23 protein-coding genes are annotated in these 25,448 nt (G+C 66.1%); 13 read left to right on the top strand and 10 right to left on the bottom strand.

The window, feature by feature from the left end; genetic code table 11:
* Nucleotides 1-9: 9 nt before the first annotated feature.
* Nucleotides 10-1,062: a DUF3710 domain-containing protein gene (locus VVR85_RS01555; protein ID WP_368519208.1), complete on the bottom strand. Its 1,053-nt coding sequence runs from the start codon at nucleotides 1,060-1,062 to the stop codon at nucleotides 10-12.
* A gap of 62 nt (nucleotides 1,063-1,124) precedes the next feature.
* Nucleotides 1,125-1,580, bottom strand: a complete 456-nt coding sequence (gene dut, locus VVR85_RS01550) for a dUTP diphosphatase (protein ID WP_368519207.1) — start codon at nucleotides 1,578-1,580, stop codon at nucleotides 1,125-1,127.
* 71 nt (nucleotides 1,581-1,651) lie between these two features.
* Here dut and VVR85_RS01545 point away from each other — a divergent pair, with 71 nt between their 5' ends.
* Complete coding sequence (locus tag VVR85_RS01545) at nucleotides 1,652-2,194, top strand: DUF3093 domain-containing protein (RefSeq protein ID WP_368519206.1); 543 nt, start codon at nucleotides 1,652-1,654, stop codon at nucleotides 2,192-2,194.
* 16 nt (nucleotides 2,195-2,210) lie between these two features.
* Here the strand turns inward: VVR85_RS01545 and VVR85_RS01540 are convergent, their stop codons facing one another.
* Nucleotides 2,211-2,501: a DUF4193 domain-containing protein gene (locus VVR85_RS01540; protein WP_368519205.1), complete on the bottom strand. Its 291-nt coding sequence runs from the start codon at nucleotides 2,499-2,501 to the stop codon at nucleotides 2,211-2,213.
* Nucleotides 2,502-2,680: 179 nt separating this feature from the next.
* Here VVR85_RS01540 and ppgK point away from each other — a divergent pair, with 179 nt between their 5' ends.
* The 3 genes from ppgK (at nucleotide 2,681) to VVR85_RS01525 (ending at nucleotide 8,300) form a co-directional block, all read left to right on the top strand.
* The gene (gene ppgK, locus VVR85_RS01535; RefSeq protein WP_368519204.1) at nucleotides 2,681-3,463 is read left to right on the top strand and encodes a polyphosphate--glucose phosphotransferase; all 783 of its coding nucleotides are present in this window, start codon (nucleotides 2,681-2,683) and stop codon (nucleotides 3,461-3,463) included.
* A 153-nt stretch (nucleotides 3,464-3,616) separates the two neighbouring features.
* On the top strand, nucleotides 3,617-5,065 hold the full coding sequence (locus VVR85_RS01530) for an RNA polymerase sigma factor (RefSeq protein WP_368519203.1): 1,449 nt from the start codon (nucleotides 3,617-3,619) through the stop codon (nucleotides 5,063-5,065).
* A 112-nt stretch (nucleotides 5,066-5,177) separates the two neighbouring features.
* Nucleotides 5,178-8,300 carry a hypothetical protein gene (locus VVR85_RS01525; RefSeq protein ID WP_368519202.1) on the top strand — a complete coding sequence of 1,041 codons (3,123 nt, stop codon included), beginning with the start codon at nucleotides 5,178-5,180 and terminating at the stop codon, nucleotides 8,298-8,300.
* A gap of 177 nt (nucleotides 8,301-8,477) precedes the next feature.
* Here VVR85_RS01525 and VVR85_RS01520 read toward each other — a convergent pair whose 3' ends face one another.
* The 4 genes from VVR85_RS01520 to VVR85_RS01505 all read right to left on the bottom strand — a co-directional run bounded on the left by VVR85_RS01520 (nucleotide 8,478) and on the right by VVR85_RS01505 (nucleotide 12,455).
* On the bottom strand, nucleotides 8,478-9,482 hold the full coding sequence (locus VVR85_RS01520) for an HNH endonuclease signature motif containing protein (RefSeq protein WP_368519201.1): 1,005 nt from the start codon (nucleotides 9,480-9,482) through the stop codon (nucleotides 8,478-8,480).
* Nucleotides 9,483-9,730: 248 nt separating this feature from the next.
* A complete protein-coding gene (locus VVR85_RS01515) occupies nucleotides 9,731-10,369 on the bottom strand; it encodes a hypothetical protein (protein WP_368519200.1) in 639 nt (212 codons plus the stop codon).
* 80 nt (nucleotides 10,370-10,449) lie between these two features.
* Nucleotides 10,450-12,213 (bottom strand): DEAD/DEAH box helicase, encoded by a 1,764-nt coding sequence (locus VVR85_RS01510; protein ID WP_368519421.1) that lies wholly within the window; start codon nucleotides 12,211-12,213, stop codon nucleotides 10,450-10,452.
* Complete coding sequence (locus tag VVR85_RS01505; RefSeq protein WP_070768436.1) at nucleotides 12,213-12,455, bottom strand: DUF3039 domain-containing protein; 243 nt, start codon at nucleotides 12,453-12,455, stop codon at nucleotides 12,213-12,215. Before VVR85_RS01505 ends, VVR85_RS01510 begins: the two co-directional genes overlap by 1 nt.
* Before the next feature lie 61 nt (nucleotides 12,456-12,516).
* Between VVR85_RS01505 and VVR85_RS01500 the strand changes: the two genes are divergently transcribed.
* The 6 genes from VVR85_RS01500 (at nucleotide 12,517) to galE (ending at nucleotide 18,046) form a co-directional block, all read left to right on the top strand.
* Nucleotides 12,517-12,957, top strand: coding sequence for a DUF3099 domain-containing protein (locus VVR85_RS01500; protein WP_368519199.1), 441 nt, complete (start codon nucleotides 12,517-12,519; stop codon nucleotides 12,955-12,957).
* 21 nt (nucleotides 12,958-12,978) lie between these two features.
* Complete coding sequence (locus VVR85_RS01495; RefSeq protein WP_368519198.1) at nucleotides 12,979-14,529, top strand: methyltransferase; 1,551 nt, start codon at nucleotides 12,979-12,981, stop codon at nucleotides 14,527-14,529.
* A gap of 69 nt (nucleotides 14,530-14,598) precedes the next feature.
* Nucleotides 14,599-15,051 (top strand): D-aminoacyl-tRNA deacylase, encoded by a 453-nt coding sequence (gene dtd, locus VVR85_RS01490; protein ID WP_368519197.1) that lies wholly within the window; start codon nucleotides 14,599-14,601, stop codon nucleotides 15,049-15,051.
* An 89-nt stretch (nucleotides 15,052-15,140) separates the two neighbouring features.
* Complete coding sequence (locus tag VVR85_RS01485; RefSeq protein ID WP_368519196.1) at nucleotides 15,141-16,142, top strand: sigma-70 family RNA polymerase sigma factor; 1,002 nt, start codon at nucleotides 15,141-15,143, stop codon at nucleotides 16,140-16,142.
* A gap of 231 nt (nucleotides 16,143-16,373) precedes the next feature.
* The gene (locus VVR85_RS01480) at nucleotides 16,374-17,054 is read left to right on the top strand and encodes an iron dependent repressor, metal binding and dimerization domain protein (protein WP_368519195.1); all 681 of its coding nucleotides are present in this window, start codon (nucleotides 16,374-16,376) and stop codon (nucleotides 17,052-17,054) included.
* A 5-nt stretch (nucleotides 17,055-17,059) separates the two neighbouring features.
* Nucleotides 17,060-18,046: a UDP-glucose 4-epimerase GalE gene (gene galE, locus VVR85_RS01475; protein ID WP_368519194.1), complete on the top strand. Its 987-nt coding sequence runs from the start codon at nucleotides 17,060-17,062 to the stop codon at nucleotides 18,044-18,046.
* Between the two features lie 9 nt (nucleotides 18,047-18,055).
* Here the strand turns inward: galE and VVR85_RS01470 are convergent, their stop codons facing one another.
* Nucleotides 18,056-19,147: a DUF4192 domain-containing protein gene (locus VVR85_RS01470; protein WP_368519193.1), complete on the bottom strand. Its 1,092-nt coding sequence runs from the start codon at nucleotides 19,145-19,147 to the stop codon at nucleotides 18,056-18,058.
* Between the two features lie 219 nt (nucleotides 19,148-19,366).
* On the opposite strand from VVR85_RS01470, the gene VVR85_RS01465 reads away from it, so the two are divergent.
* The gene (locus VVR85_RS01465) at nucleotides 19,367-20,401 is read left to right on the top strand and encodes a PAC2 family protein (RefSeq protein WP_368519192.1); all 1,035 of its coding nucleotides are present in this window, start codon (nucleotides 19,367-19,369) and stop codon (nucleotides 20,399-20,401) included.
* Between the two features lie 54 nt (nucleotides 20,402-20,455).
* Nucleotides 20,456-22,999, top strand: coding sequence for a DEAD/DEAH box helicase (locus VVR85_RS01460; protein ID WP_368519191.1), 2,544 nt, complete (start codon nucleotides 20,456-20,458; stop codon nucleotides 22,997-22,999).
* A 100-nt stretch (nucleotides 23,000-23,099) separates the two neighbouring features.
* Here the strand turns inward: VVR85_RS01460 and VVR85_RS01455 are convergent, their stop codons facing one another.
* Complete coding sequence (locus VVR85_RS01455) at nucleotides 23,100-23,624, bottom strand: carboxymuconolactone decarboxylase family protein (protein WP_368519190.1); 525 nt, start codon at nucleotides 23,622-23,624, stop codon at nucleotides 23,100-23,102.
* Nucleotides 23,625-23,722: 98 nt separating this feature from the next.
* Entirely contained in the window at nucleotides 23,723-24,319 is a 597-nt protein-coding gene (locus VVR85_RS01450) for a peroxiredoxin (RefSeq protein WP_368519189.1), read from the bottom strand.
* Nucleotides 24,320-24,462: 143 nt separating this feature from the next.
* Here VVR85_RS01450 and VVR85_RS01445 point away from each other — a divergent pair, with 143 nt between their 5' ends.
* Nucleotides 24,463-25,416: a LysR substrate-binding domain-containing protein gene (locus tag VVR85_RS01445; protein ID WP_368519188.1), complete on the top strand. Its 954-nt coding sequence runs from the start codon at nucleotides 24,463-24,465 to the stop codon at nucleotides 25,414-25,416.
* Nucleotides 25,417-25,448 lie beyond the last annotated feature (32 nt).

The following is a 25,448-nucleotide window of genomic DNA, read 5'->3' as shown; positions in this document are numbered from 1 at the left end:
GGGTTCTAGCTAGCGGTCGGAGTTGTCGTCGCCGGCGTCCTGCGAGTAAGCGTTGTCGGCGCCGTCAGTGTTGCCGTCGGCGTTGGCCGCGCCGGCGGAGTTGCCGGTGCCGTTGCCGGTGCCGTTACTCAGCAGGCGCCACATCTGCTCGCGCAGTTGCTTCTCGCGCTCTTCGTCGGCGGCGGTGCGCTGGCCGTCCGAGCCGGCGTTGCCCGCGTTGGCGGCGTTGCCCGTGCTGCCTGCATTGGCGTTGGCGTTGCCTGCGTTGGCGTTGCCTGAGTTGGCGTTGCCGGCCTGGCGCTGCTGCATAGCCTTCTGCAGCTGCTCGACCAGCGCCGGCGGCATGACCACGCGCAGGGCGTTGCCGGCGAGGATCGGCTCATCGCCGCGGTAGACGAAGGTGCGGGCGACCAGCTCGCGGCCGATCCTCGCCAGCTCCTCCGACTTGCCCTTCGGCGCGGCCAGGGTCACCCGCAGCATCCAGCGCGGGCCCTCCACGCCGATGATGCGGATCTCGCCGTTGTCGTTCGAGCCGACAATCTCGGTGCCCCACGGCCCTTCCTCCAGGCGAGTCGGCAGGCCGTCGTTCTCGATGCCCTGGATGAGCTCCTTGGCCGCGGACTCCCACTGCCCGCTCGAGCGCGGGGCGGCGAAGGCTACCGGGGTAATCCGCCCCGCGGTGGTGACGATGTGGAGCATCTTCGGGCCCTTCTCGCCCATTTCCACCTGGACCTGCGAGCCCTTCGGCAGCGCGATCTTCATCGAGCCCAAGTCGAGCGTGCCGGCGGAGAAATCGCTGAAGTCGAAGTCCTCGTAGTTCAGGCTGTCGCCGTCAAAGGGGCCGGTGTCCCCGCCGACGGCGTCGTGCTCGACGACGTTGATGTTAATTCCCGCAGCGCCCGGGAAACCGTTGGCTACCGCGGCATCGCCGGGCGTATCCGGCACGTCATCCAGGCGGTCGACGGGTGCGTTATCCGGCGCCTGGTCCGCCGCCGGTTCTGCCGCGGACGCCGTAGTGTCGTGGTTGTCTTTGTTCTTCTTGCCAAAAGGCCACAAAGCCATGGTTGAAAAGTCCTTTACTGATCGACGTCTATCCGTTCCACTTTAGCCCCTCGCCGCGGGGCCTACACGCCGGTCGAGCCGTAACCGCCGTCGCCGCGGACGGTTTCGTCCAGCTCCGTAACTTCCACGAACTCGGCCAGCTCCACCTTCTGGATCACCAGCTGGGCGATGCGCATCCCGCGCGTTACCTCAATCGGCGTGGCCGGATCGAGGTTAATCAGGCAGACCTTGATCTCGCCGCGGTAGTCGGCATCGATGGTGCCCGGGGTGTTGACAATGGAAAGCCCCTGCTTGGCGGCCAGGCCCGAGCGCGGGTGCACCAGGCCGACGGTGCCCACCGGCAGCGCCAGGGCGATGCCCGTGCCCACCAGCGCGCGCTCCCCCGGGGCGAGGGTCACGTCCTCGGCGGCGTAGAGATCGGCGCCGGCGTCGCCACGGTGGGCGCGGCGCGGCATCGGCAACTCGGGGTCGAGGCGTTTGATCTGGACGGAGAGGTTTGAATCCGGAGTGCTAGTCACGCCCGATAGCCTACCTTCCCGGCCCGGCAACTTTGCCTTGTGCCCCGGGCCGTGCGATAGACTGGCTTACCGTGAAACCTGCGGACAATAGTGGCAACGACCTGAACCCCAGCGCGAATTCCGAGGTCATCTACCAGGAACGCCAGTGGGTGCCTTGGTATTTCTGGGTGCTGGCGGCCATCGTCATCGCCGTGACCACCGCAACGGTCGGGCTAAACCGGTCGGGCATTTGGCCGCTAACCGCCGCCATCGTGCTCATCGCGGTGGCCGTGTGGGTGCTGGTCTCCTGGTCCTCGACCGTCGTCACCGTGGAAAAGGACCCCGACGGCACCCGCTGGCTCAGCGTGAAAGACGCCCAGTTGCCCAGCGATGTCGTGGCCCGCTCGCTGGCCGTTCCCAAGTCGGCCCGCCGCAACGCGCTGGGACCGCAGCTGGATCCCGCGGCGTTCCTCTCGACCCACGAGTGGGTGGATGAGCTCGCCATGTTCGTCCTCGACGACCCGGATGACCCGACCCCCTACTGGCTCATCGCCAGCAAGGACCCGGCCACGCTCATCGAGGCTTTCGTCCCCGAGCAAGCAGAGCAGGCCCTGCGCAGTTATCGCAGCGCCTAGTAGCGCCTTAAAACGCCTAGGCGCAGTCCATGCAGACCTTGTCGCCGTCTTCCTCGTAGGACAGGCGCTTGTTGTCCTGGACCAGGAAGCAGACCGAGCAGGTGAACTCGTTGTCCTGGCGCGGCACGACCGTCACGTTGAGTTCTTCACCGCTCAGATCGACTGTCGGCGGCTCGAAGGGCTCGACGATTTCGCCGTCGTCGTCCATGGCGCTGCTTTCGCTCTCGGCGGCCTTCAGCCCCTCCAGGGAATCGGTCTCCAATTCGTCTTCCACGCGCCGCCGCGGTGCGTCGTAATCGGTTGCCATAACTGCACGCTCCAATCGGTTTTTCATGCAAACTTGTGCAGGGAAATCAACTATGTCGATCGCGCATACTAAAGCACAATCGCCCCGCTGTCACACTCGCAGGTAGAACCCACGAAAGTGGGTACCCCCTTACAGCCTTTAACCCTGCGCTCGCGGCGCCATGCGCTACACTTTCCGGCATGCACACGAGTGAGGATTCGACCGCCGGAAATGCCCCGCTAGCCTACGGGATCGACATCGGCGGTTCCGGGATCAAGGGAGCCATTGTGGACCTGGAATCCGGGCAGCTGCACTCCGCCCGGCAGAAGATCGCCACTCCCCAGCCTTCTACCCCCGCGGCCGTGGCCGCGACCGTCGCCGAAGTCGTGGACCACCACGGCTGGGAGGGGCCCGTCGGTATTACGGTGCCGGCCATCGTGCGCGACGGCATCGTCCAGTCCGCGGCCAACATCGACCCCAGCTGGATCGGCGTCGACGCCCAGGCCCTCTTCCGCGACCAGCTCGGCGGGCGCGAGGTCGTCGTGCTTAACGATGCCGACGCCGCCGGCCTCGCCGAAGCCGCCCACGGCGATCCCGTCGCCCGCCAGGGCGCGGCCATCTTCCTGACCATCGGCACCGGCATCGGCTCGGCCTTCCTCCTCGACGGCCGGCTCTTCCCCAACACCGAGCTAGGCCACCTGGAGGTCAAGGGCAAGGAGGCCGAGCACGTGGCATCGTCAGCCGCCAAAGAGCGCGAGGACTTAAGCTTTAAAAAGTGGGCCAAACGCCTCAACCGCGTGCTGTATACCTACGAGAAGCTGTTTAACCCGCAGGTTTTTATCATCGGCGGCGGGATCTCGCGCAAATTCGAAAAATGGGGCCCGCACCTGTCCATCGATACCCCGATCGTGCCAGCGCAACTGCGCAACGAAGCCGGCATTATCGGCGCGGCGATGGCCGTTAACGCACACGTGCAACCCTAAGATAAAACTAAGATGAGGCGGCGGGAGCACGACCCCGCTGTCACAAGAGTCGATCAGAATGCTCTATACTGGGCGGTCGATCGTAACTAGATAAACCGACCGCCACTGCGCGGTATAGGTTTTGACTGTAACAATTAAGGCGAAAGGGCGTACGTGGCAGCCACTGATTCTTCCGACAAGGTACTCGGCGAGGACGCAGAGGCAAATACCCCTGCGGGAAAGCCTGCCGCCAAGACGGCAAAGAAGACGGCCAAAAAGACCGCCAAGAAGACCACTAAGAAGTCGGCGAAGAAGACCGCCAAGAAGACGGCGAAGAAAACGGCCAAGAAGTCGGCTAAAAAGACCGCCAAGAAGTCGACCCGTAAGGCTGCGCCGAAGAAAGCGGCCACCAAGAAGGCCAAGGACGACGAGCAGAACCTCGCCGCCACCGCGGCCGAGGAGCAAAAGCCGGAGACCGACGCCGAGGACGAGTTCGGCGCCAGCGTCACCGACGACGACTTCGAGCCGGACCACGCCGACTTGGAAGAGCACCTCGACGACGAGGAAGACGACCTGGCCGGCGACGTCGACGAGGAGGACGAGGAGGAAGACGACGGCTCCTCGATCTGGGACGAGGAAGAATCCGCCGCGCTGCGCCAGGCCCGCAAGGACGCCCAGCTGACCGCCTCCGCGGACTCCGTGCGCGCCTACCTCAAGCAGATCGGTAAGGTCGCCCTGCTGAACGCGGAGCAGGAGGTCTCGCTGGCCAAGCGCATCGAGGCCGGCCTCTACGCCCAGCACCGCATGGACGAGATGCAAAAGGCCCTCGCCGACGGCGACAAGGACGCCAAGCTCTCCCCGTCGCTCAAGCGCGACCTGCGCACCATCTCCCGCGACGGCCGCAAGGCCAAGAACCACCTGCTGGAGGCCAACCTTCGCCTGGTGGTCTCCCTGGCCAAGCGCTACACCGGCCGCGGCATGGCCTTCCTCGACCTCATCCAGGAAGGCAACCTGGGCCTTATCCGCGCGGTGGAGAAGTTCGACTACACCAAGGGCTACAAGTTCTCCACCTACGCCACCTGGTGGATCCGCCAGGCCATTACCCGCGCCATGGCCGACCAGGCCCGCACCATCCGCATCCCGGTGCACATGGTCGAGGTCATCAACAAGCTGGGCCGCATCCAGCGCGAGCTGCTGCAGGACCTGGGCCGCGAGCCCACCCCGCAGGAGCTGGCCAAGGAAATGGACATCACCGAGGAAAAGGTGCTGGAAATCCAGCAGTACGCCCGTGAGCCCATCTCGCTGGACCAGACCATCGGCGACGAGGGCGACAGCCAGCTGGGCGATTTCATCGAGGACTCCGAGGCCGTCATCGCCGTCGATGCCGTCTCGTTTACCCTCCTGCAGGACCAGCTCCAGGACGTGCTGACCACCCTGTCCGAGCGCGAGGCCGGCGTGGTGCGCCTGCGCTTCGGCCTGACCGACGGCATGCCGCGGACTTTAGACGAAATCGGCCAGGTATACGGCGTTACCCGCGAGCGTATCCGCCAGATCGAGTCCAAGACCATGTCGAAGCTGCGCCACCCCTCGCGCTCCCAGGTCTTGCGGGATTACCTCGACTAAAATGCCCACCCCGCCACCGAGCCCGAGCCTTGACCGACGTTTAAGGTTCGGGCTCAGTCGTGTCACTGCTACTGCCCACATTCTTGTTTCACCACTCCAGGAGTTTTAACCCGTGGCCTTCCCTGCAGATTTCCCCTCTCGCCTCCAGCATTTTTCCACCGCCGCTGAGCGCCTGCGCGCCGCTGACGATGCCCTAGCCGGCCAGGACCCGGCCGAGCTGAGCGCCGCCCAGCTCGATTGGCTCAGCACCGAGTTTGGCCGCGCCCTGGCAGCCGCGGAAGACCCGGCCGAGGTCGTGAGCGCCCACGCCAACGTCGTGGCGGCGGTTTTGACCAACGCCCGCACCCAGCTGGCCGATGCCGACTCCTTCTGGGACGTCGCCGCCGCCCAGCTGCAGGTCGACGGGGAGGCTCTGCAGGCGGTGCGCGAGGCGGCATCGGCGGCCGGGGCGGACACGGAGCCGCTGGATCTGCCGGTGGAGACTTACGCGGAGTTTCGCCCGTGGCTGGAGCTCGACCCGGAGGCCGGGCGCCTGAGCCTGGTGCTGCCCGACCCGTCGAGCGCCTGGTCCGTCGACGCCGGCTTCGACACCTTCCGGATTAGCCCGCAGGCCCAGCCGCCCGAGCTGCGCGATGCCCCCTCCCGCGTCGCGCTCGTCCAGCCGACCGCGCGCATTACCGCCACGCACGCCGCCAGCGGCACCAAGCACCGCCTGGGCGTGGTGGCCGAGGACTTCCCCGTCCTGTTTTTCGGCCCGGACTGCCGCCCGCTGCCGGACCAGCACCGCATCACTACCCCGTCGGTTTTCGTCCTCGCGCCGACGCGCACGAAGTTTTCGGCCGAGGGGGCGGCCGTGGAGGTCGCCGACGAGCTGCGCTTTACCACCTGGCCGGAGTGGTCCCTGTTCGAGCTGCGCGAGCTGGCCGCCGCGGACGTCGAGACTCTGACGGTTGCGCTGGATCACCCGGCTAGCTTCACCACCCGCCAGGTGCGCGTGTCCACCCCGGAGGATCCGCATTCGCGTCTGCCGGAGTGGCGCAGCGCCGACAACGCCATCCCGGACGTGCGCGGCACGGATGCCGGGCGTATCTACGGCTCCTCGCCGCGGCTGGTGCTGCCGGTCGATCCGGCCCCGGAGTGGTCGGTGGAGCTGTACTACGTCGACCCGTTGGGCGAGCGCGAGCTGGTCGAGCAGCTGCTGGAGCTGGCCGAGTTCCAGGGCCACGAGCTGGCGCTTTTCGCCGACGCCTACGAGGACGCCTGGGTCGGCCGCTACGAGGTGGACGTGCTGCGCGACGAGACCCTGGTGGACCGCCGCACCTTCAACATGGCCGAGGGTTTTGACCTGCACGTGACCTACAACGGCGCGCAGTTTCGGCACCCCGACCAGGCCGCCGACGCCAACGCCTACACCAAGGCCTACTACTCCCAGCGCAAGGCGGCGGAGAAGTACATCGACGTGCCCTTCGACAAGACGCAGGCCGTGCCCCGCGATGCCGAGACCGCCATGTTCCAGATCTCCAACGCCGTGGACTACTGCCTCGACGTCGTGGTGGTGCCCAAGGCGCTGAAGTACTCGCTGGACCTGCGCGGCGAGCAGCCGGACTGGGACACCCACCCCGGCACCATCCCGCAGGGCTCCCTGGCCCGCAACGGCGAGCTCAAGGTGCGCTTACCCGTGGCCATCGGCGGCTCGGCGGCCCTGCTGCTGACCCACGAGGTCTCCCGCAAGGTCAAGGTCATCCAGCTCAAGCGCCGCCGCCACGGCCGCGTGTTCACGGTGGGCAATAGCGCCATCCAGCACGCCTTCCCCGAAGCCCACGCCAACCTGGTGGCCACGCTGGCGTGGCACCCGGCATCGGCGGCGCAGACGTGGGCCGAATTGTCCGATTCCTTCGGCTCGGAGCTCGAGTTCGAAAAGGCGTGGGAGGCGCACGCCACCCCGGACGTGCAGCTGGCTACCCTGCTGCGGCTCAATGAGTCGGAGTTTGAGCTGTCGGGGCGGATTGTGGGCGATAGCCTGCGGCTGTCCGGCAACGCGATGGGCCGGCAGCTGACCGGTTTCCTCTGGCCGGTCACGCGCCCGGACATCGCGCCGTGGCGGGTGGAGTTTTCCGCCCAGCTGTCCACCCGCGTGCCGGAGGAGCTGCAGGAGGCCGGTCCGCTGGCCGTCGACGTGGTCGAGGCGCAGCCGGGCTACCAGGCCAAGGCGCCGAACCGGCCGTCGATGCGCGCTTTCATCGTCGCCCAGGACGGCTACTTCGACGACGGCCACGGCGACGAGCTGGCCTACAAGCTGTCTGGCGCTAACCCGCGGGCAACCGTCGCCAAGCACGAGCAGCCCGCGCTGTGGCGCCACCTGTTCGCGCTGCGCAACCTGGGTCCGGCCGCTACCCGACCGATGGCCGGCGTGCTGCGCAAGACCATCGATGCCGACCCGCGCCACATGCTCGAGGCGCTGGGGCGGTCCAACGTGCGCTCCGGCGACCAGCCGGCCCTGGCGATTGCGCACGGGCTGGCCAACTACGACTTCCACAGCAACGGCGAGCGCGTGGCGGAGTTCCGCGCGCTGCCGTGGATTCGCGTCGTGGAGCAGCTCAACGATCTCGTCGATGGGCACGCCGACTGGGACGATGCCACCGATTTCATCCGCACCGCCGGCGGCGAGGTGCTGCTGGAGCTGCTGCGCGGCGGCGAGGACACCGGCACCGCGGACACGCAGCAGGTGATGAAGGAGGTGCTGGCGGCCGCCAAGGCGAACAACACGCAGCAGGCGCTCGAGGCGCTCTACGATGTCGCCGCCGCCCGCCGCGTCGCCGATGCCTCCGCCCTGCGCCACGGCTGGGCCGAGATCCTGCGCCGGCGCAAGAAGTTCATCGACGTCACGGACTTCGCGGAGTTCCGGGAGGAGATGATGAAGCAGGAGGCCAACGTGGTCGGCGACGAGATCCGCGCGCACCTGCACCTGCTGCGCCGCTTCGCGCACACCGCCGGCAAACGCCAAAAGAACCAGTGGGCCTGGGTGCCGTACCTGTCGGCCATGGCCGCGCACATCACGCGCGCCGGCGCCGCCGAGCTCAAGGGTCGGGTCTCCTATTACGTACCGCTGAAGCCGGAGCACCTAACCACCTGGGCGGAGCTGGCGCAGCTGGCCCCGACGCTGACCATCTACGATGTCGTCCGCGAGGAGGCCCGCCAACTCGTCCGCGCGAACGGGCCGGTCGAGGGCCTCTAGGCACGCCGAGTAGGCGCTACGGAGTGCTTTCCGTGGCGCCTTTTCGCGTATCTCGGTTGGCTCTGGTCCTTTCGGCTCGGTGGTCGTGGGGCTCAGCTGGTCTTTCCTTCCTGCTCGGCTGACCCTATTCCTTGTGGATTGCGGCTGACTCCCGTGTCAGCCGTCAGCCGTCAGCGGTTAGGGCCCGCCACCCCGGGGAGGATCCCAGGTGATGCGGCCGTGTCTTCGGTTGACCCGTCCGTGTCTGGGATAGGCCGGGTCGTCGTCGTTCCACGAATTATGGAACTCACACAACAAGGTGAGGTTCTCTTGGTTGGTTTCTCCGCCGTCTACCCAGGGGTGGATGTGGTGGACTTGGCACTCATCGGCCGGTTTCCGACAGTTCGGCCAGGCACACGTCGTGGTCTCCGCCTTCGCCATGTCCTTCTGCTTGGGTGAAGCATGGCGCTGGTACCGGTATTGATTGACCGGACCCCGCCTCGGATCCACCAGGGTGGCCAAACCCGCATCCAACAGGCATTGGCGGACGTACTCGGCCCCGGTCATGGTGGTGCCGTTGCTCAGCTGCAGGGTGATCTCGTCCCCATCACCGGCAAGGATTTTCACCCAGTCGGGCAGGGAGATGACCACGTGGGTGGCCTTCGGTTGCTTCTCCAGGCCACCGCTGAAGAGGGCTTCGACGTCGGGGATGGTCTTGATGGTGGCCCAGAGGTTTTCCACCAGCTCCGGATCCCCGGTGACCGAAAACGTGCTGGGGCCGTCTTTGCGGCGGATCACGCGCACGCCTTCGGCCGGCGGTGCCGGGCGGTTAAGCTCCAGGACTTTCTGGTTGGCAAGTCTACGCAGCTGCTTGGTGGTGCCAGGCGTGTTGCACAGTTCGATGAGCATCGCCCAGGCCTCGCCCTTGTGCCGGACCCGGCGGAAGGCGTTGTCCAACACCAGCAAAGTATCTAAGTGGTGGCCTTGGGCGGCGGCCGCTTTCCTCGCGGCGGCCTGCTTCCTCGTGTAGGTGGTGTGCCCGAAAAACGTCTGGCACGCACGAAAGTGGGCTGCGGCGGCAACATCCGACATGACAGCTTTCAAAGCGGGCAGGCTCAACTCGCGGCACAGGCCCAAGTAGGTAATCCCGTCCGCGAAGATAGAGTGTGCTGCTTTCAAAGTGTCCATGGCTGTCGTTGTCATGACTCACACGCTAGAAGCCCCTGGCAACCCCTACAAGGCCCGAAAACCCGATCTGTGGATAACTCGGAGCACAGTAACCACCCTGCACGAGGCCCGAAACAACAGAAAACCCCCATTTTTACGGCGCCACCTGCCCAAAGGACGAAAAATGGAGCAACGTAACCAAGTAGCCAAAGGTAGGCCAAATTAGGCCCAGGTAGGCACAAAAATGGCCCCCGCACCAGGCGGGGGCCAGAAGGAGTGAGGGCTTAGTTGTTCGAGTTGACCAGTTCCTGGCTCTGACGCTCGACGCAATCACGCTGTGCCTGCTGATCCTGGATCTGCATGCACTCCTCGAAGTTCGTCTCGTTGAATACCCAGACGGTAAACGCCACCATGATGGCGGCGATAGCAATGGAAATCACCGACAGGATAAAGCCCACCACCGACATCCAGGTGCGGCGGGTCTCCTTCGGCTTCTTGGCGTTGCGGACCATCGCGATGATGGCAACCACGACGCCCGCAACACCGACGATGGCGCCCAAGCCGCCGACGATGAGGCCCACCACGGCGACGATACCGAGGATTAAGGCCGTCAGCGCCAGCTTCGACTTCTCGAAGTTCGGGGCGTTTTCGAAGCCGCCCTGGTACTGGGAGCCACCGTAGCCGGCGGCCGGCGCGGCGTAGGCGTTGCCCTCCGGCGCGGCCCCATAGGCGCCGTCGTCGAAGCCGGCGTTCGCCTCGCCGGTGCCGCCGTAGCCATAGCCAGCGCCGGCGCCGGCGCTGGGATCGGCGGCGTGCTGGCCCTGGGCATCGTTAGCACCCGGGCGGGAATCACCGTAGGACGGCAGGCCCTGGTTCGGGTCGTTGTTCTGGTCGTTCCCATAAGGGTTGTTGGGAGTGGTCATTTCTACCCTCTTTCCTAGTGCTATAACTTACTATCCCGCCCCACAATAGCGAATAAGTAACCGGTTTCGCAGCGCGAGCGCTACCACGCGCGCAGGTATTCGATGCGCTCGCGCAGCTGCTCGGCGTTGCACAACGCGGTGGGCGGCCCGCCACAGGCCTTGCGGGCCTCGTTGTGGATGGCCCCGTGCGGCCGCCCCTTGCGCCCGGCGGTAATAGACACGACCGTGTTGAGCTCCTTGCGCAGGCGCGCGATTTCGTCGACGGCGAGCTCCTCGGCCCCGCCGCCCTGCGGCTGCTGCTTCTGCTTCGGCGCGCTCGGCATGCCGTAGATCTGCCTCCGATGCTCCTCCGCCGCAGCCTCTGCCCGGCGCGCCTTCTCCCGGGCCTCGCGGGCGTCCATCTCCTCTTCCTGCTTCTTGCGCAGCAAGTCCTTGACCTGCTGGGCGTCCAACAACCCGGGGATGCCGAGGAAATCGGCCTGTTCCGCATCGTCAGTAAAGGCGGCGGTGTTGAAGGAAGAACCGTCGTAGATCAGCGAGGAGAACTCCGCGTCGGCCCCGAGGGACTCGTAGGGCTTGTCCAGGTCCGGCTCCGACTCCTTGCGGTTGGCCTGCTCGAGCAGCTCGTCGTCCCAGCCCTCCTTGGGCCGGTCCGGCTTGCCCAGCACGTGGTCGCGGGACTTTTCCATGTTCTCGGCCAGACCCAGCAGCACGGGCACCGACGGCAGGAAGACCGAAGCGGTCTCGCCCGGCATGCGCGAGCGCACGAAGCGGCCGATGGCCTGGGCGAAAAACAGCGGAGTCGACGCCGAGGTCGCGTACACGCCCACGGCCAGGCGTGGCACGTCGACGCCCTCGGAGACCATGCGGACGGCGACCATCCACTCGTCGTTGCTCTCCGAGAACTCATCGATCCGCTCGGACGAGCCCGGATCGTCGGACAGGATGACCGAGACCGGCGTGTTCGAAATCCCCTTGAGGATCTTCGCGTAGGCGCGGGCGGTCGTCGAGTCGGTGGCCAGCACGAGCCCGCCGGCATCCGGCATGCTGCGGCGCATCTGCATCAGGCGCGTGTGCGCGGCCTGCAGCACCGCGGGGATCCAGTCGCCCTTCGGGTCCAGGGCCGTGCGCCAGGCGCGCGCGGTCTGCTCCGGGTTGAGGATGTCGCCCAGGCGGGCGGCGTATTCCTCGCCCGCGGAGTCGCGCCAGCGGGCCTCGCCGGAGTACGCCAGAAAGACCACGGGGCGCACGACGCCATCGGCCAGCGCGTCGCCGTAGTTGTAGGCGTGGTCGGAGCGGGAGACCAGGTGGCCCTCCCCGTCCTGCTCGTAGCGCACGAAGGGGATCGGGGAATCGTCGGAGCGGAAGGGCGTACCGGTCAGCGCCAGGCGGTGATTCACGTCGTCGTAGGCCTCGCGCACGCCGTCGCCCCAGCTCTTGGCGTCGCCGGCGTGGTGGATCTCGTCCAGGATGACCAGGGTGCGCCGCGCGGAGGCGACCGCCCGGTGCTTGAACGGGTGCATGCCGACCTGGGCGTAGGTGACCACGATCCCGTCGTAGGCCGGGTTGACCGCCGAGGAGTTGGTGAAGTGCGCGTCCAGGGACATGCCGACGCGGGCGGCGGCGGACGACCACTGGATCTTCAGTTGCTCGGTGGGCACCACCACGATGACGCGTTCGACGGTGCGGTCTTCGAGCAGCTCGGTGGCCACGCGGAGGGCGAAGGTGGTCTTACCGGCGCCCGGCGTCGCCACGGCCATGAAGTCCTGAGGCTTGGTGCGCAAGAACTTCTCCAGCGCCTCCTGCTGCCATTGGCGGAGTTTGCCTTTGTTCTTGCCCGGAATCACTTGCGCCGCAGACCCTTAAAAATCCGCTCGCAGTCGGGGCAGACCGGCGAACCGGGCTTGGCTTGCTTGGTCACCGGGAAGGTCTCCCCGCACAGCGCGACAACCATCTTGCCGTTGACCGCGGAGTCGAGGATCTGGTCCTTCTTTACGTAGTGGAAGAATTTCGGGGTGTCGTCATTCGGGGTGGACGTATCCTCCCGGACGTCTGGCCTTTCGATTGTTTTCGTCGTCGTACTCACAGCACCCCATTTTGCCGCAAGAGTGTGGATTAATGCGAGTCCCCAGCTACCCTAGGGAGGCATGGAACCGTACACCGTTGACAATCCGGACGGCGATCCCCCTGTTAAGGGCTCCCGCCGCCTCTTCCGGCGCGCCTCGGTGTCCCTGATTACGGATGCCAAGGTCGGCCCCGGCCAGGATCGCCACCACCGCGAGGTGGTCTACGCGATCCTGCAGTTTATCCGTATCCCCGCCCTGTTTATTTCCATTTATTTGGTCTACGCGCACCAGGCGTGGCTCGCGGCGGGGATTGTCTCCGGGCTCACGCTGCCGCTGCCGTGGGCGGCGGTGGTCATCGCCAACGGGCGCGGCCAGCCGAAGGACAAGCGCGAGCGCAACGTCTACAAGCCGGCGCTGGCCCGTCAGATGGCCGCCCAGCAGCGCGAGCAGGTTACCGGCCAGCAGCGCGCGCAGCTCGAGCAGCCGGAAACCATCGACCACGACGACCCGAAGAACCCTTAAAAAGCAAGGAGCCTGCCTGCTATGCCCGCCACTGAACGCTTTTGCCTGCCGCTGCCGGACGATCTCTCCGCCCTGGCGGGCGAGCTCGCCGACGTCTTTACCTCCGCCGGTTTCGACGTGGCCGGTATTGCCGGCTTCTTGGGCCCGGAGGCCACCGAGGCCCTGCACCGCGGCGAGTACGCCCCGGTGGCGCTGCGTTGCCGAGACGACAGCCAGATGGCGTGGCTTACCCGCATCTTTTTGCTGCACGATGCCGTCCCCGCCACCGCCCTGGCCCAGGCCGTGGGCGCGCGGCTGGCCACGCAGCTGGTAGATACCGGCATCGTGCGCGCGGATGAGCACGGGACGGTCTACTGCGCGCTGGAGATTCGGCCGCAGATCATCGCCGGCCGGGAACGCGTGGTCTTCTCTGACGTCGATGCCTCCCTGGTCGACCACGTGCCCGGCTCCCAGCACGTGGTGGGCGTGGGCGCGGCCAGCCTGTCGCTGATGCAGTCCACTCCCCTCTCCCCGGTCGGCACGGTGCTGGATCTCGGCACGGGCTCGGGCGTGCAGGTGCTCGGCCAGCTGGGCTGCGCCGAGTCGGTCACGGCGACCGATGTCAGCGAGCGCGCCCTGACGCTGGCCCGCGCGACGGTGGCCGCGGCCGGTGCTAGCGACCGGGTGGAGCTTGTCGAAGGTTCCTGGTTCGAGCCGGTGGCCGGGCGCCGCTTCGACCGCGTGGTGGCCAACCCGCCGTTCGTGGTGGGCCTGCCGGAGGTAGGCCACGTCTACCGCGACTCCGGGATGGAGCTGGACGGGGCCTCCCAGAAGGTGGTCTCGGAGGTGGCGGACTACCTGAACCCGGGCGGCACCGCGCACCTGTTGGCGGCGTGGGTTCACCGCACGGACGAGAACTGGGCGCAGCGCGTGGCCAGCTGGCTGCCGTCGCACGGGGTGGCAGCGTGGGTCATCGAGCGCGACGTGGCGGACCCGGCGCTGTATGTGTCCACGTGGCTGCGCGACGAGTCCGTCGACGTGCGCACCCGCGCCGGCCGCAAGCGCAGCACGGCCTGGCTGGAGTACCTGGCCGCGCACGACGTGACCGGCATCGGCTTCGGCTTCGTGGCCCTGCAGCGCATTGCTGACGATGCCCCCACCGAGGTCCTGGCGGAGTCGCTGCCCCAGGCCTTTAGCGATCCGCTGGGCCCGGAGGTGGAGGAATACTTCGCCCGCGTGGCCTGGCTCCGCGACCTGGTGCCCGGGGAGATCGAGACCAAGTACTTCGGCCTGCGCCCCGGCGTCGCCTTGGAGGACGTCTCCGTCGCGGACGCCGAAAGCCACCAGGGCTTCGAGCCGGCGGTCAAGCGCCTGACCCGCACGGAGGGCCCGCGGTGGTCGCACGAGGTCGACGACGGGCTGGCCGCGGTGGTGGCCGGCCTCCGGCCAGACGGGCTCAACCTGGGCGAGACCATCGCCCTGTACGCCGCCGCCCACGGGCTGGACGAGGAGGAGCTGGTGCGCTCGGCGGTGCCGGCCATCGTGGACCTGATTCGGCACGGGCTGGTGCTGCCCGCCGAGTTCCTGGACTAAGCACCGGCGCAACAACCACCAGAAAGCCCGCAGTCGGGCAGGCAAAAAGCAGAAAGGCACGAAGAGTTTATGAAGGCAGTGTTGACGCGGGTATCTCAAGCGAGCGTGACCGTGGCGGGTGAGACGGTCGGGCGCATCGATTGCCCGGAGACCGGCGGCGTGCTGGCGCTAGTAGGCGTTTCGCGCGAGGACTGCGAGGACAAGGCCAGGACGGCGGCCGCGGTGGAGAAAATGGCGCGCAAGATCGCCGAGCTGCGGATGCTCGACGGGGAAAAATCCGTGACGGATACCGGCGCGCCCGTCCTGGTGGTCAGCCAGTTCACCCTGTACGGCGCGACGGCCCGCGGGCGGCGGCCCTCGTGGTCGGCGGCGGCACCGGCCGAGATGGCCGAGCCGGTCATCACGGAGTTGGTGCGCCAGCTGCGCTCCCGCGACATCACCGTGGCCGAGGGCCGCTTCGGCGCGATGATGGAAGTCAGCTCAGTCAACCAAGGACCCTTTACTTTGCTGGTGGAGACCTAGGTCGTCACCCCCAAAAGATGGTGCGGGAACTAATCCGCGCCGCGAGCCGTTGAGTAGTTTGTAACCGGCGATACTTTAGGAGGCCCTAGATGACCACTTCCCACGACCAGGATTCATCTAAGCAAGACGCCACGGAGCAGGAGGTTGATCGCGGTTCCCGCCGCGGGCATACCAACGACAACCCTTCGGCCGACCTCGTGCGGGTTTACCTCAACGGCATCGGCAAGACCGCTCTTTTGTCCGCCGAGGACGAAGTCGAGCTGGCACAGGAAATCGAAATCGGCCTGTACGCCGAATACAAACTGAATAACGCGGAAAAGCTCACCCGCGCCGAGAAGCGCGACCTTAAGATTCTCGTCAAGGAAGGCAAGAAGGCCCGCTCCCACCTGCTGGAGGCGAACCTGCGCCTGGTGGTCTCGCTGGCCAAGCGCTACACCGGCCGCGGCATGCCGCTGCTGGATCTCATCCAGGAAGGCAACCTGGGCCTTATCCGCGCGATGGAGAAGTTCGACTACGCCAAGGGCTTTAAGTTCTCCACCTACGCCACCTGGTGGATCCGCCAGGCCATTACCCGCGGCATGGCCGACCAGTCGCGCACCATCCGCCTGCCCGTCCACCTGGTCGAGCAGGTCAACAAGCTCTCCCGCATCAAGCGCGAGATGTACCAGTCCCTGGGCCGCGAGGCCACGAATGAGGAGCTGTCGGAGGAATCCGGCATCGATGAGGACAAGATCGAGATGCTCCTGCGCCAGTCTCGCGACCCGGTCTCGCTGGACATGCCGGTCGGCGCGGACGAGGAGGCCCCGCTGGGCGATTTCATCGAGGACGCCGAGGCTACCGATGCCGAAACGGCCGTCGTCGCCTCCCTGCGCCACTCCGATATCCGCTCGGTAATCGGCTCCCTGGAGCAGCGCGAGCAGGACGTCATCCGCCTGCGCTACGGCCTGGATGACGGCGTGCCGCGCACCCTGGACCAGATTGGCCGCCAGTTTGGCCTGTCCCGCGAGCGCGTGCGCCAGATCGAGCGCGAGGTCATGGCCAAGCTGCGCGACGGCCAGCGCGCCGACCGCCTGCGCGAGTACGCCCAGTAGGACTTTTATCCGCCGCCTTAGCCCGCCGCGACCTGATCATTCAGGCCGGCGGTTTCGTCTTTGTTTGGACGCTTCCTAGACCGTAAATAGCGTTTATAGCCTTTACTGCGACAACGACAGCCCGGCGATATGCGCTAGACTATGGTGTATTAGTTTTGCCGCGGCTTAGGTTTAGCAATCCTGTGCTGCGAGTGAGAATCCACTCCCGGAATCAGAAAGGTGCCAGCCCACGTGAGGGACCTAGTCGATACCACCGAAATGTATCTGCGAACCATCTACGAGCTCGAGGAAGAGGGCATTACCCCGCTGCGCGCCCGCATCGCGGAGCGGCTCGAGCAGTCCGGCCCGACGGTCTCGCAAACCGTGGCGCGCATGGAGCGCGATGGCCTTTTGCATGTGCGCACCGACCGGAGCCTGGATCTGACCCCGAGCGGCCGCGAGCTGGCCACCGCCGTGATGCGCAAGCACCGCCTGGCCGAGCGGCTGCTGACCGACGTGCTGGGCCTGGACATCCACCAGGTCCACGACGAGGCTTGCCGCTGGGAGCACGTCATGAGCGAGGACGTGGAGCGCCGCGTCGTCGCCGTGCTGGATGATCCGGCGCGCTCCCCCTTCGGCAACCCGATCCCGGGCCTGGCCCAGCTGGGCACCAACGTGCCGGAGCAGTCGGAGGGCACGCGCGCGATCGACCTGCCGGAGGGCAAGGAGGTCACCGGTACCGTCAGCCAGATTAATGAGATCCTGCAGGTCGACCACCAGCACTTCCGGGAGCTGCACGATGCCGGGATCGTCGTCGGCGCCGAAGTCACCGCCCTCAACAACGGCGGCGCGATTACCCTGACCACTAAGTCCGGGCACGGGGTCGAACTACTCAATGACTTGGCCCACGCGGTGCGGATCGAGGAGTCTTAAGACCCATGAAGCTTCTGGTTACCGGCGGCGCCGGGTACGTCGGCAGCGTGTGCGCTGCGGTTCTTATCGAGCGCGGCCACGATGTGACGATCATCGATGATTTTTCCACGGGCAACCGCGAGGCCGTCCCGGCGCAGGCGCGCCTGGTCGAGGGCCGCGTCGACGAGCTGGCCCAGTCCGTGCTGTCCGAGGGCGGCTTCGACGGCGTGGTCCACTTCGCCGCGCGCTCCCTGGTCGGCGAGTCCGTCGAGGTGCCGAACGAATACTGGCACGACAACGTCGGCACCGCCCTGGCCTTGCTGGACGCCATGCGGGACAACGGCGTCAAGAACCTCGTCTTCTCCTCCACGGCGGCCACCTACGGCGAGCCGGAGCAGGTGCCGATTACCGAGGACGCGCCGACGGCTCCCACCAACCCTTACGGGGCGACCAAGCTGTCCATCGACTACATGATCACCTCCTACGCGAAGGCCTTTGACCTGGCGGCGACCTCGCTGCGCTATTTCAACGTGGCCGGCGCCTACGGCTCCATCGGGGAAAACCGCGCGGTGGAGACCCACCTCATCCCCATCATCTTGCAGGTGGCCCTGGGGCACCGCGACAAGATCTTCATCTTCGGCAACGACTGGGACACCAAGGACGGCACCGCGGTCCGCGACTATATCCATATCCGCGACCTAGCCGACGCGCACGTGTTGGCGCTGGAGAGCAACAAGCCAGGCTGCCACCGGATCTACAACCTGGGCTCCGGCGACGGCTACTCCGTCAAGGAGGTCATCGCCGCCTGCCGGAAGGTCACCGGCCACCCCATCCCGGCCGAGGACGCCCCGCGGCGCGCCGGCGACCCGGCGGTGCTGATCGCCTCCTCCGAGAAGATCAAGGAGGAGCTGGGCTGGAACCCGACGCGCACGGACCTGGATACCATCGTCTCGGACGCGTGGGAGTTCACCCGCCAGCTCGGCGACCAGGCGCACTCGGCCCGCCGCGCGTAACCGCTAGGCCTAGGCGGCCCGCGGCTCGGGGTCGCAGCCGCATACCCCGTAGACGGCTGCCAGCCGCGCCTTCTCCGAGCCCTGCCGCACGCTGTCGATGAGGTGCTCGCTGAGCCCGCAGCGGAACGCGCTGAGCAGCAGCCGCAGGAAGTTGTGCTCGGGGAATTCCTCGCGGCCGACCATCAGCGCCGTGCTGGCCTTGTAGTAGATGCCCATCTCGATTGAGCAGACTGCGTAGACGGCCAGCGCGTTGGCGCGAATGTTCCCGCTGAAGGTCTGCGCCAGCGCCAGCATGAGCGTGCAGGCGGCCGCCGGGTGGGCCAGGCAACCGCCCAAGGCGACGTCGCGGGCCTTGGTGCTGCCCATCCACACGGCGGCGGTAAACAATAGATCGGTGTCCCCGGCGACGTCGCCGGGCCCGTCGATATCGCTTAAGACCTCCGGGACGTCGCGGGCGATGGCCACGAGGTCGTAGCCGTAGGTGCGGTGGCCGCAGCAGGCATCGTTAGCACAGGTGGTAGCCAGCCGGTTGAGGGCGGCGAGTTCCTCCGACTCCCCCAAGCGGCTACGGCGCTGGAAGGGCTCGAAGCATTCCTGCCGGTCGAGGGCGGGCAACTCGCCTTCGGCGATGCAGGCTCGCATGCTGTCGGAGTCCGTAATCGGCGCAACGCGGCCTTCCAGCCAGGCGTCGCCGCCGGGGCCCTGGTGCAGCGCCGGGTCGGCGAAAATCTCCTCGTAGGGCCGGCCGACCTGGATTTCCGGCACCATCCACAGGCCCTCCAGGTCGAGGTAGCACTGGTCTGGTTCGGAAAGGAAGTCAATGAGTTCGCTGAGGTGGCGTTCCGGGCGGGTGCTGATGATGAACGCGAAAAAGATGTGGTCGGGATATTGGTCCAGCAGGGCGAGGCCTTCCTCCCAGCCCTCGTCGACGTCGTCGATGCTAATGCGCAGGAGGGGTCCGAGAATATAACTCTCGGGGCAGTCGTGGGCGGGCTGGAAGCTGACGATGACGAGGGATTCGGACGGGTAGAAACCAAGGTTTCCGGGGATGTCGGCAAGGATTTCGGCGGGTGTGTACGTGTGTGCTTGTGAAGTAGTCATGCTGTCATCATCGGCGGGATGTGCGCCGAAATCGAGCGCTGCCGTCCCGCGCCTGTGGATAACTCGCCACATTTATATGCCACGTAATATATCGGCACGTTATCCACAGGCCGGGGCCCGCCGCGATGGTCTACAATAGCTCCAATGCGTTCCCGCAAAGGTTAAGGAATAAACCCGGCCGGGGAATCGTTGTTGCAGGTAAGAGAAGGAGGAAAAGACATGCCTGATGAAGATCGCCGCATGTACGAACTGGAGTATCCTGCCCCAGTAGTCGACTCCGCGAATGACGACGGCAACGGCCCCACCCTCGTAGTGGCCATGAGCGGCTACGCGGACGCGGGCCAAGCGGTCGACGCCAGCGCTACGCACCTGCTCGCCGCGCTCGACTCGCGGCCCGTGGCCGCGTTCAACAACGACGAACTCATTGATTACCGCTCGCGGCGCCCCGCGGTGACCATCGACGCCGATAGCCCGATGGAAATCGAGCAGCTCGACCTGAGCATGCGCGTGGTGCGTGACACCCGCGACAAGCCCTTCCTGCTGCTGTCCGGCCCCGAGCCCGACCTGCGCTGGGAAGGCTTTACCAACGCGGTGGCGGACCTGGCCGACAAGTTCGACGTCTCGGACACCATCTGCCTCTACGCCGCCCCGATGCCGGTGCCCCACACCCGCCCGCTGGTGATTACCGCCCACGGCAACTCGCGCCGGTTAAAGCAGCGGATGTTCAAGTTGGATTCGACCATGATGGTGCCGGGCTCGGCCCAGCTCTACCTGGAAAAGGAGCTGGCGGACCGCGGCCACAAGGTCGCCGGCTTCACCGTCCACGTGCCCCATTACCTGGCCTCCTCGCCGTACCCGCACGCCACGCTGCAGCTTCTGGAGTCCGTGGCCACCGCCGCCGGCTTGGACTTGCCGCTCGGCAGCCTGGAGCACGACGTCGAGCGCGTCAACCAGCAGCTGGCCGAGCAGGTCGAGGACTCCGAGGAGGTCAACCAGGTCGTGCGCCAGCTCGAGGAACAGTACGACTCCTTCCTCGAGCACTACCGCGACGAGCACCCGCAGGCCGTGTTGCCGGGCGAGCAGAACATGCCCACCGGCGAGGAAATCAGCGAGGAATTCGAGCGCTTCCTCGCCTACCTCGATGACCAGGACCCCGAGGTCCGCCGGGCCATCGAGCGCAACATGAACCACGGCCGCGACGACGGGGATGTCGACTCCGGGACGGGCCCGGAGGATCGCAGCGACGAGAGCTAGGCGGGCCGCGCCCGGCCGCCCCGGCGGTGACGGCGATGGCCTAGAGTGGTAGGCGTGACTTTAACGCAAATGCTGCCCGACCTCGCCGAAGTACCGGAGTCGCTCGTCGACACCGCCATCTGGGACACGTTCACCGCGTGGACCACCGAGCGCGGGATTTCCTTGTACCCGGCCCAGGAGGAGGCATCGTTAGGCATCCTCGCCGGGGACAACGTCATCCTGGCCACTCCGACGGGCTCCGGCAAGTCGATGGTGGCCAACGCCGCGCACTTTATCGCGCTGGCCCGCGGGCAGCGCAGCTTCTACACCGCGCCGATTAAGGCCCTGGTGAGCGAGAAATTCTTCGCGTTGTGCGAAATCTTCGGCGCGGAAAATGTCGGCATGATGACCGGCGATGCCACCGTCAACGGCAACGCCCCCATCATCGCCGCCACCGCGGAAATCGTGGCTAATATCGCCCTGCGCGACGGGCGCGAGGCCAAGATCGACCAGGTGGTCATGGACGAGTTCCACTACTACTCGGACCCGCAGCGCGGCTGGGCCTGGCAGGTCCCGCTCCTGGAGCTGGACCAGGCCCAATTCCTGCTGATGTCGGCCACCCTGGGCGACACCACCTGGCTGGAAAAGGATCTCAGCGAGCGCACCGACCGCACCACGGACCTCGTGGCGGGCTCGGAGCGCCCGGTGCCGCTGGATTTTAGCTACACCTTCCTGGCCGTCCACGAGACCATCGAGGAGCTGCTGAGCGCTGGCAAGGCGCCCATCTACGTCGTGCACTTCTCCCAGCGCGAGGCCGCCGAGCGCGCGCAGACGCTGACCTCGCTGAAGGCGATGATCACGCCGGAGGAAAAGGAAGCCATCGCCACCGAGATCGGCAGTTTCCGCTTCACCACCACCTTCGGCAAAGATTTGTCGCGGCTGCTGCGCAAGGGCATCGGTATCCACCACGCCGGCATGCTGCCCAAGTATCGCCGCCTGGTGGAACGCCTCGCCCAGCGCGGCCTGCTGAAGGTCATCTGCGGCACCGACACCCTGGGCGTGGGCATCAACGTGCCCATCCGCACGGTGCTGATGACGGGCCTGGCGAAGTTCGACGGCACGCGCCAGCGCATCCTGAAATCCCGCGAGTTCCACCAGATCGCCGGGCGCGCTGGCCGCGCCGGCTACGACACCGAGGGCGCCGTCGTGGTCGAGGCGCCCGAGCACGAGATCGAAAACGCCAAGGCCCGCCGCCGCGTGGGCGACGACCCGAAGCGGCTGAAGAAGCTGCGCAAGAAGGCCCCGCGCGACGGCGAGGTCTCCTGGTCGGAAAAGACCTTCGAGCGGCTGACCCACGCCGAGCCGGAGCAGCTGACCTCCCAGTTCCGCATGTCGAACTCCATGCTGCTCAACGTCCTGGCCCGGCACGGCAACGGCTACGAGCACCTCAAGCACCTGTTGCGCACCAACCACGACACCCGCGCGCAGCAAAACCAGCACATCCTGACCGCGCTGGATCTCTTCAAAGGTTTGCTCAACGCCGGCGTGGTCCAAAAGTCCACCAAGGGGCTGGACATCTACGGCCGGCCCTACCACCTGGTGCGCGAACTGCCCCGCGACTTCGCGCTGAACCAGCCGCTCTCCCCCTTCGCGCTGGCGGCGCTGACGCTGCTGGACCCCGAGTCCGAGACCTTCACGCTGGACATTATCTCCTGTTTCGAGACCATCCTGGACGATCCCCGGCAGGTGCTGCAGGCCCAGCAGAAGGCCCGCCGCGGCGAGGAGATCGCGGCGCTGAAGGCCGAGGGCGTGGACTACACCGAGCGCATGGCCATCGTCGAGGAGATCACCTGGCCCAAACCCTTGGAGGAGCTGCTCGACCAGGCCTTCGAGTCCTTCTGCGAGGGCAACCCGTGGGCCAAGGAATTCGATATCGCGCCGAAGTCGGTCCTGCGCGAGATGGTCGAAAAGGCCATGACGTTCTCCGACTTGGTCGCCACCTACGGGCTGGCCCGTTCCGAGGGCGTTATCCTGCGCTACCTGACCGACTGCTGGCGCACGCTCAAGCAGTCGGTGCCGCAGGAGTACGTGACCGAGCAGCTCGCCGACATCCTGGAATGGTTGGGCGAGCTCATCCGCCAGGTCGACAGCTCCCTGGTCGACGAGTGGGCGCAGATGGCCGGCGAGGACTCCCCCGTCGACCAGGCCACAGTGGACCGCGAGCTGGCCTTCGGCGTCGAGGACCCGACCGCGCTGACGTCCAACAAGCGGGCGTTTACCATCATGGTGCGCAACTACTTCTTCCGCCTGGTCCAGCTTTTCGCCTTCGAGAAGGAAGACCGCCTGGCCGAGTTCCTGGACTACCTGGACGAGGTGCCCGACTTCGGCGCGGCACTGGACGATTACTTCGACGAATACGCCGACATCGACTCCGGTCCGGCCGCCCGCGGACCGGAGTACTTCCGCCTGGCAGAAACCCGCCCGCGCGCGTGGACGGTCCGCCAGATTATCAAGGACCCGGACGGCGACAACGCCTACGCGCTGGTCGGCACCGTCGACCTGGATGCTTCCGACGAGGCCGGCGAGGTCCGCCTGTCCGATCTGCGCGTCGACTACTAAAGGCTTAGGGCGCGCCTTCCCCCTAAGGACGCGAAAACACCCGCCCCGGCTCGGTTGCGAGCGGCTGGGCGGGTGTCTGCTTTAAAGCGCGGCGCTAGATTTAGCGGGCGGCTTCAATCTGGACGGTCTGGGCGACAGCCTGGATGACGGCGCCAACCTTGACGGCCTCCCAGATCTGCTCCTTGGTCAGGCCGGCTTCCTGCAGCTCGTGCGCGTGGGCGGCCAGGCAGTGCTCGCAGCCGTTGATGGCGGAGACCACGGTGTTCCACAGCTCGAAGTTAGCCTTCTCGACGCCCGGCTTGGAGATGATGTTCATGCGCAGGCCGAACTTGACCTGAGCGTAGTCGTCACCGAGCCAGCCCTTGGCGCGGTAGGCAACGTTGTTCATAGCCATGACGGTGGCGGCACCCAGGGCAGCCTCGACGGCCTCGTCGGACAGGTGCTCCTTGGCCTCTTCCATGATCTCGGAGAGGACGGTGTCGTTGCGGGTAGCGGCGGCAGCGGCCAGCAGGGAGCCCCAGAGCTGCTCCTCGTTGAGCTCGGTGCTGCGGGTCAGGGTGCCCAGGTTCAGCTTCTGGTCTTTGGCGTACTCGGGCATGGAGCTCTTCAGGTTATCAATAGACAAGACTATTCTCCTTCTGGATTTTGATAAGTATATTTCAACGGGGTTGAGACAAAGACCCCGCCGGAGCGGACTTCGACGGGGTCCATGGCTTTAAGTCTTTACTTCAGGGATTCCTGAACGACGTCCATCTTGTTGATGTTCTTGGTCGGGTCGTTAGCTTCCCAGTTGCAAGCGCAGACCTCTTCGGACTGCAGGGCGTCTAGCACACGCAGAACCTCGTCGACGTTGCGGCCCACAGCGTCCGGGGTGACGGACACGAACTGGATGATGCCGTCCGGGTCGATAATGAAGGTGGCGCGGTCAGCGACACCGTCAGCGTTCTCGACACCCAGCGCACGGATCAGGTCGTGGCGAACGTCGGCGAACATCGGGAACGGAACGGACTTCAGGTCCGGGTGGGTGGCGCGCCAGTTGAAGTGAGCGAACTCGTTGTCGGTGGAGCCGCCCAGCACCTGGGTGTCACGGTCCTGGAACTCTTCGTCCAGCTTGCCGAATGCCGCAATCTCGGTCGGGCAGACGAAGGTGAAGTCCTTCGGGTAGAAGAAGACGATCTTCCACTTGCCTTCGTACTTATCCAGCGAAACCTGCTCGAAGTAGTCCTCCGGCTGCTGGGCGTTCACGTCGTGCAGGTCGCCACCGGTGAGCGCGGTCAGGTTGAACTCCGGGAACTTTTCTCCAACGGTCAAGATAGGCATTGTTGACAACATCTCCTTTAATGAGGTTGCTTAGTCCAGATTTGTGGTCTGCGGCCGCCTTAGCGGCCAACGACTTCCATTATGCCTATCAGTTTCAAGAACGTCAATAGACCTCCCTATCTATTAATGATATAATGATAAGTATGCATAATAAAGAGTACCGTCCCACCCTCGCTCAGCTGCGCACATTCGTCACCATCGCCGAAAATAAACACTTCGGCACGGCCGCCCAAAAGCTACAAATCTCCCAGCCTTCGCTGTCCCAGGCGCTGGTTGCTTTGGAGCAAGGCCTCGACATCCAACTGATTGAACGCTCCACCCGCCGAGTCATCGTCACCGCCGCCGGCGAAAAGCTGCTGCCCTACGCCAAGGCCACCCTGGAAGCCGCCAACGCCTTCTTCGCCCACGCCCGCGGCGCCCACGGCGACCTGTCCGGGCCGCTGACCATCGGCGCCATACCGACCGTGGCCCCGTACATCCTCCCGGATCTGCTCAAGAACCTGCACAGCAAGTTCGAGGACATGGAGCCCCGCATCGTCGAGGAGCAGACCGAGCACCTGCTCCAGCGCCTGCGCGACGGCCAGCTGGACCTGGCCATCATCGCCCTGCCGTCGGAGGCCTCCGGGCTGGTCGAGGTCCCCCTCTACACCGAGGACTTCGCCGTGGTCGTCCCCAGCGACCACCCGCTGGCCGGCCGCGACGACCTGAAGCTCGAGGACCTCGATTCCCTGGATCTGCTGCTCCTCGACGACGGCCACTGCCTGCGTGACCAGATCATGGACCTGTGCCGCAAGGCAAAGATCAACCCGTCGGAGGCCACCAACTCGGTGACCCGGGCATCGTCGCTGACCACCATCGTCCAGCTGGTCATCGCCGGCCTAGGCGCCACCTTGGTGCCAGAGTCGGCCCTGGCTGCGGAAGCTAACCACCCGGAGCTGGGCATCGCCCGCTTTGATGATTCCGTAACCGCCCAGCGCCAGATCGGCCTGGTCTTCCGCAACTCCGCCGCTCGCGCCGATGAGTTCCGCGAGTTCGGCGAGACCGTCAAGGACGCCTACGACAAGGCCCTGGCCCGTTCCTGCGAGTCCATCCAGTAAGTCCAAGCGCCACAAACACTTCACCCCGCCGC

Origin of the sequence: Corynebacterium sp. LK2590 (assembly GCF_040946105.1) — a bacterium.
GTDB lineage: Bacteria > Actinomycetota > Actinomycetes > Mycobacteriales > Mycobacteriaceae > Corynebacterium.
The sequence above is the reverse complement of the archived record's forward strand: the minus strand, read 5'-3'. Positions and strand labels throughout refer to the sequence as shown.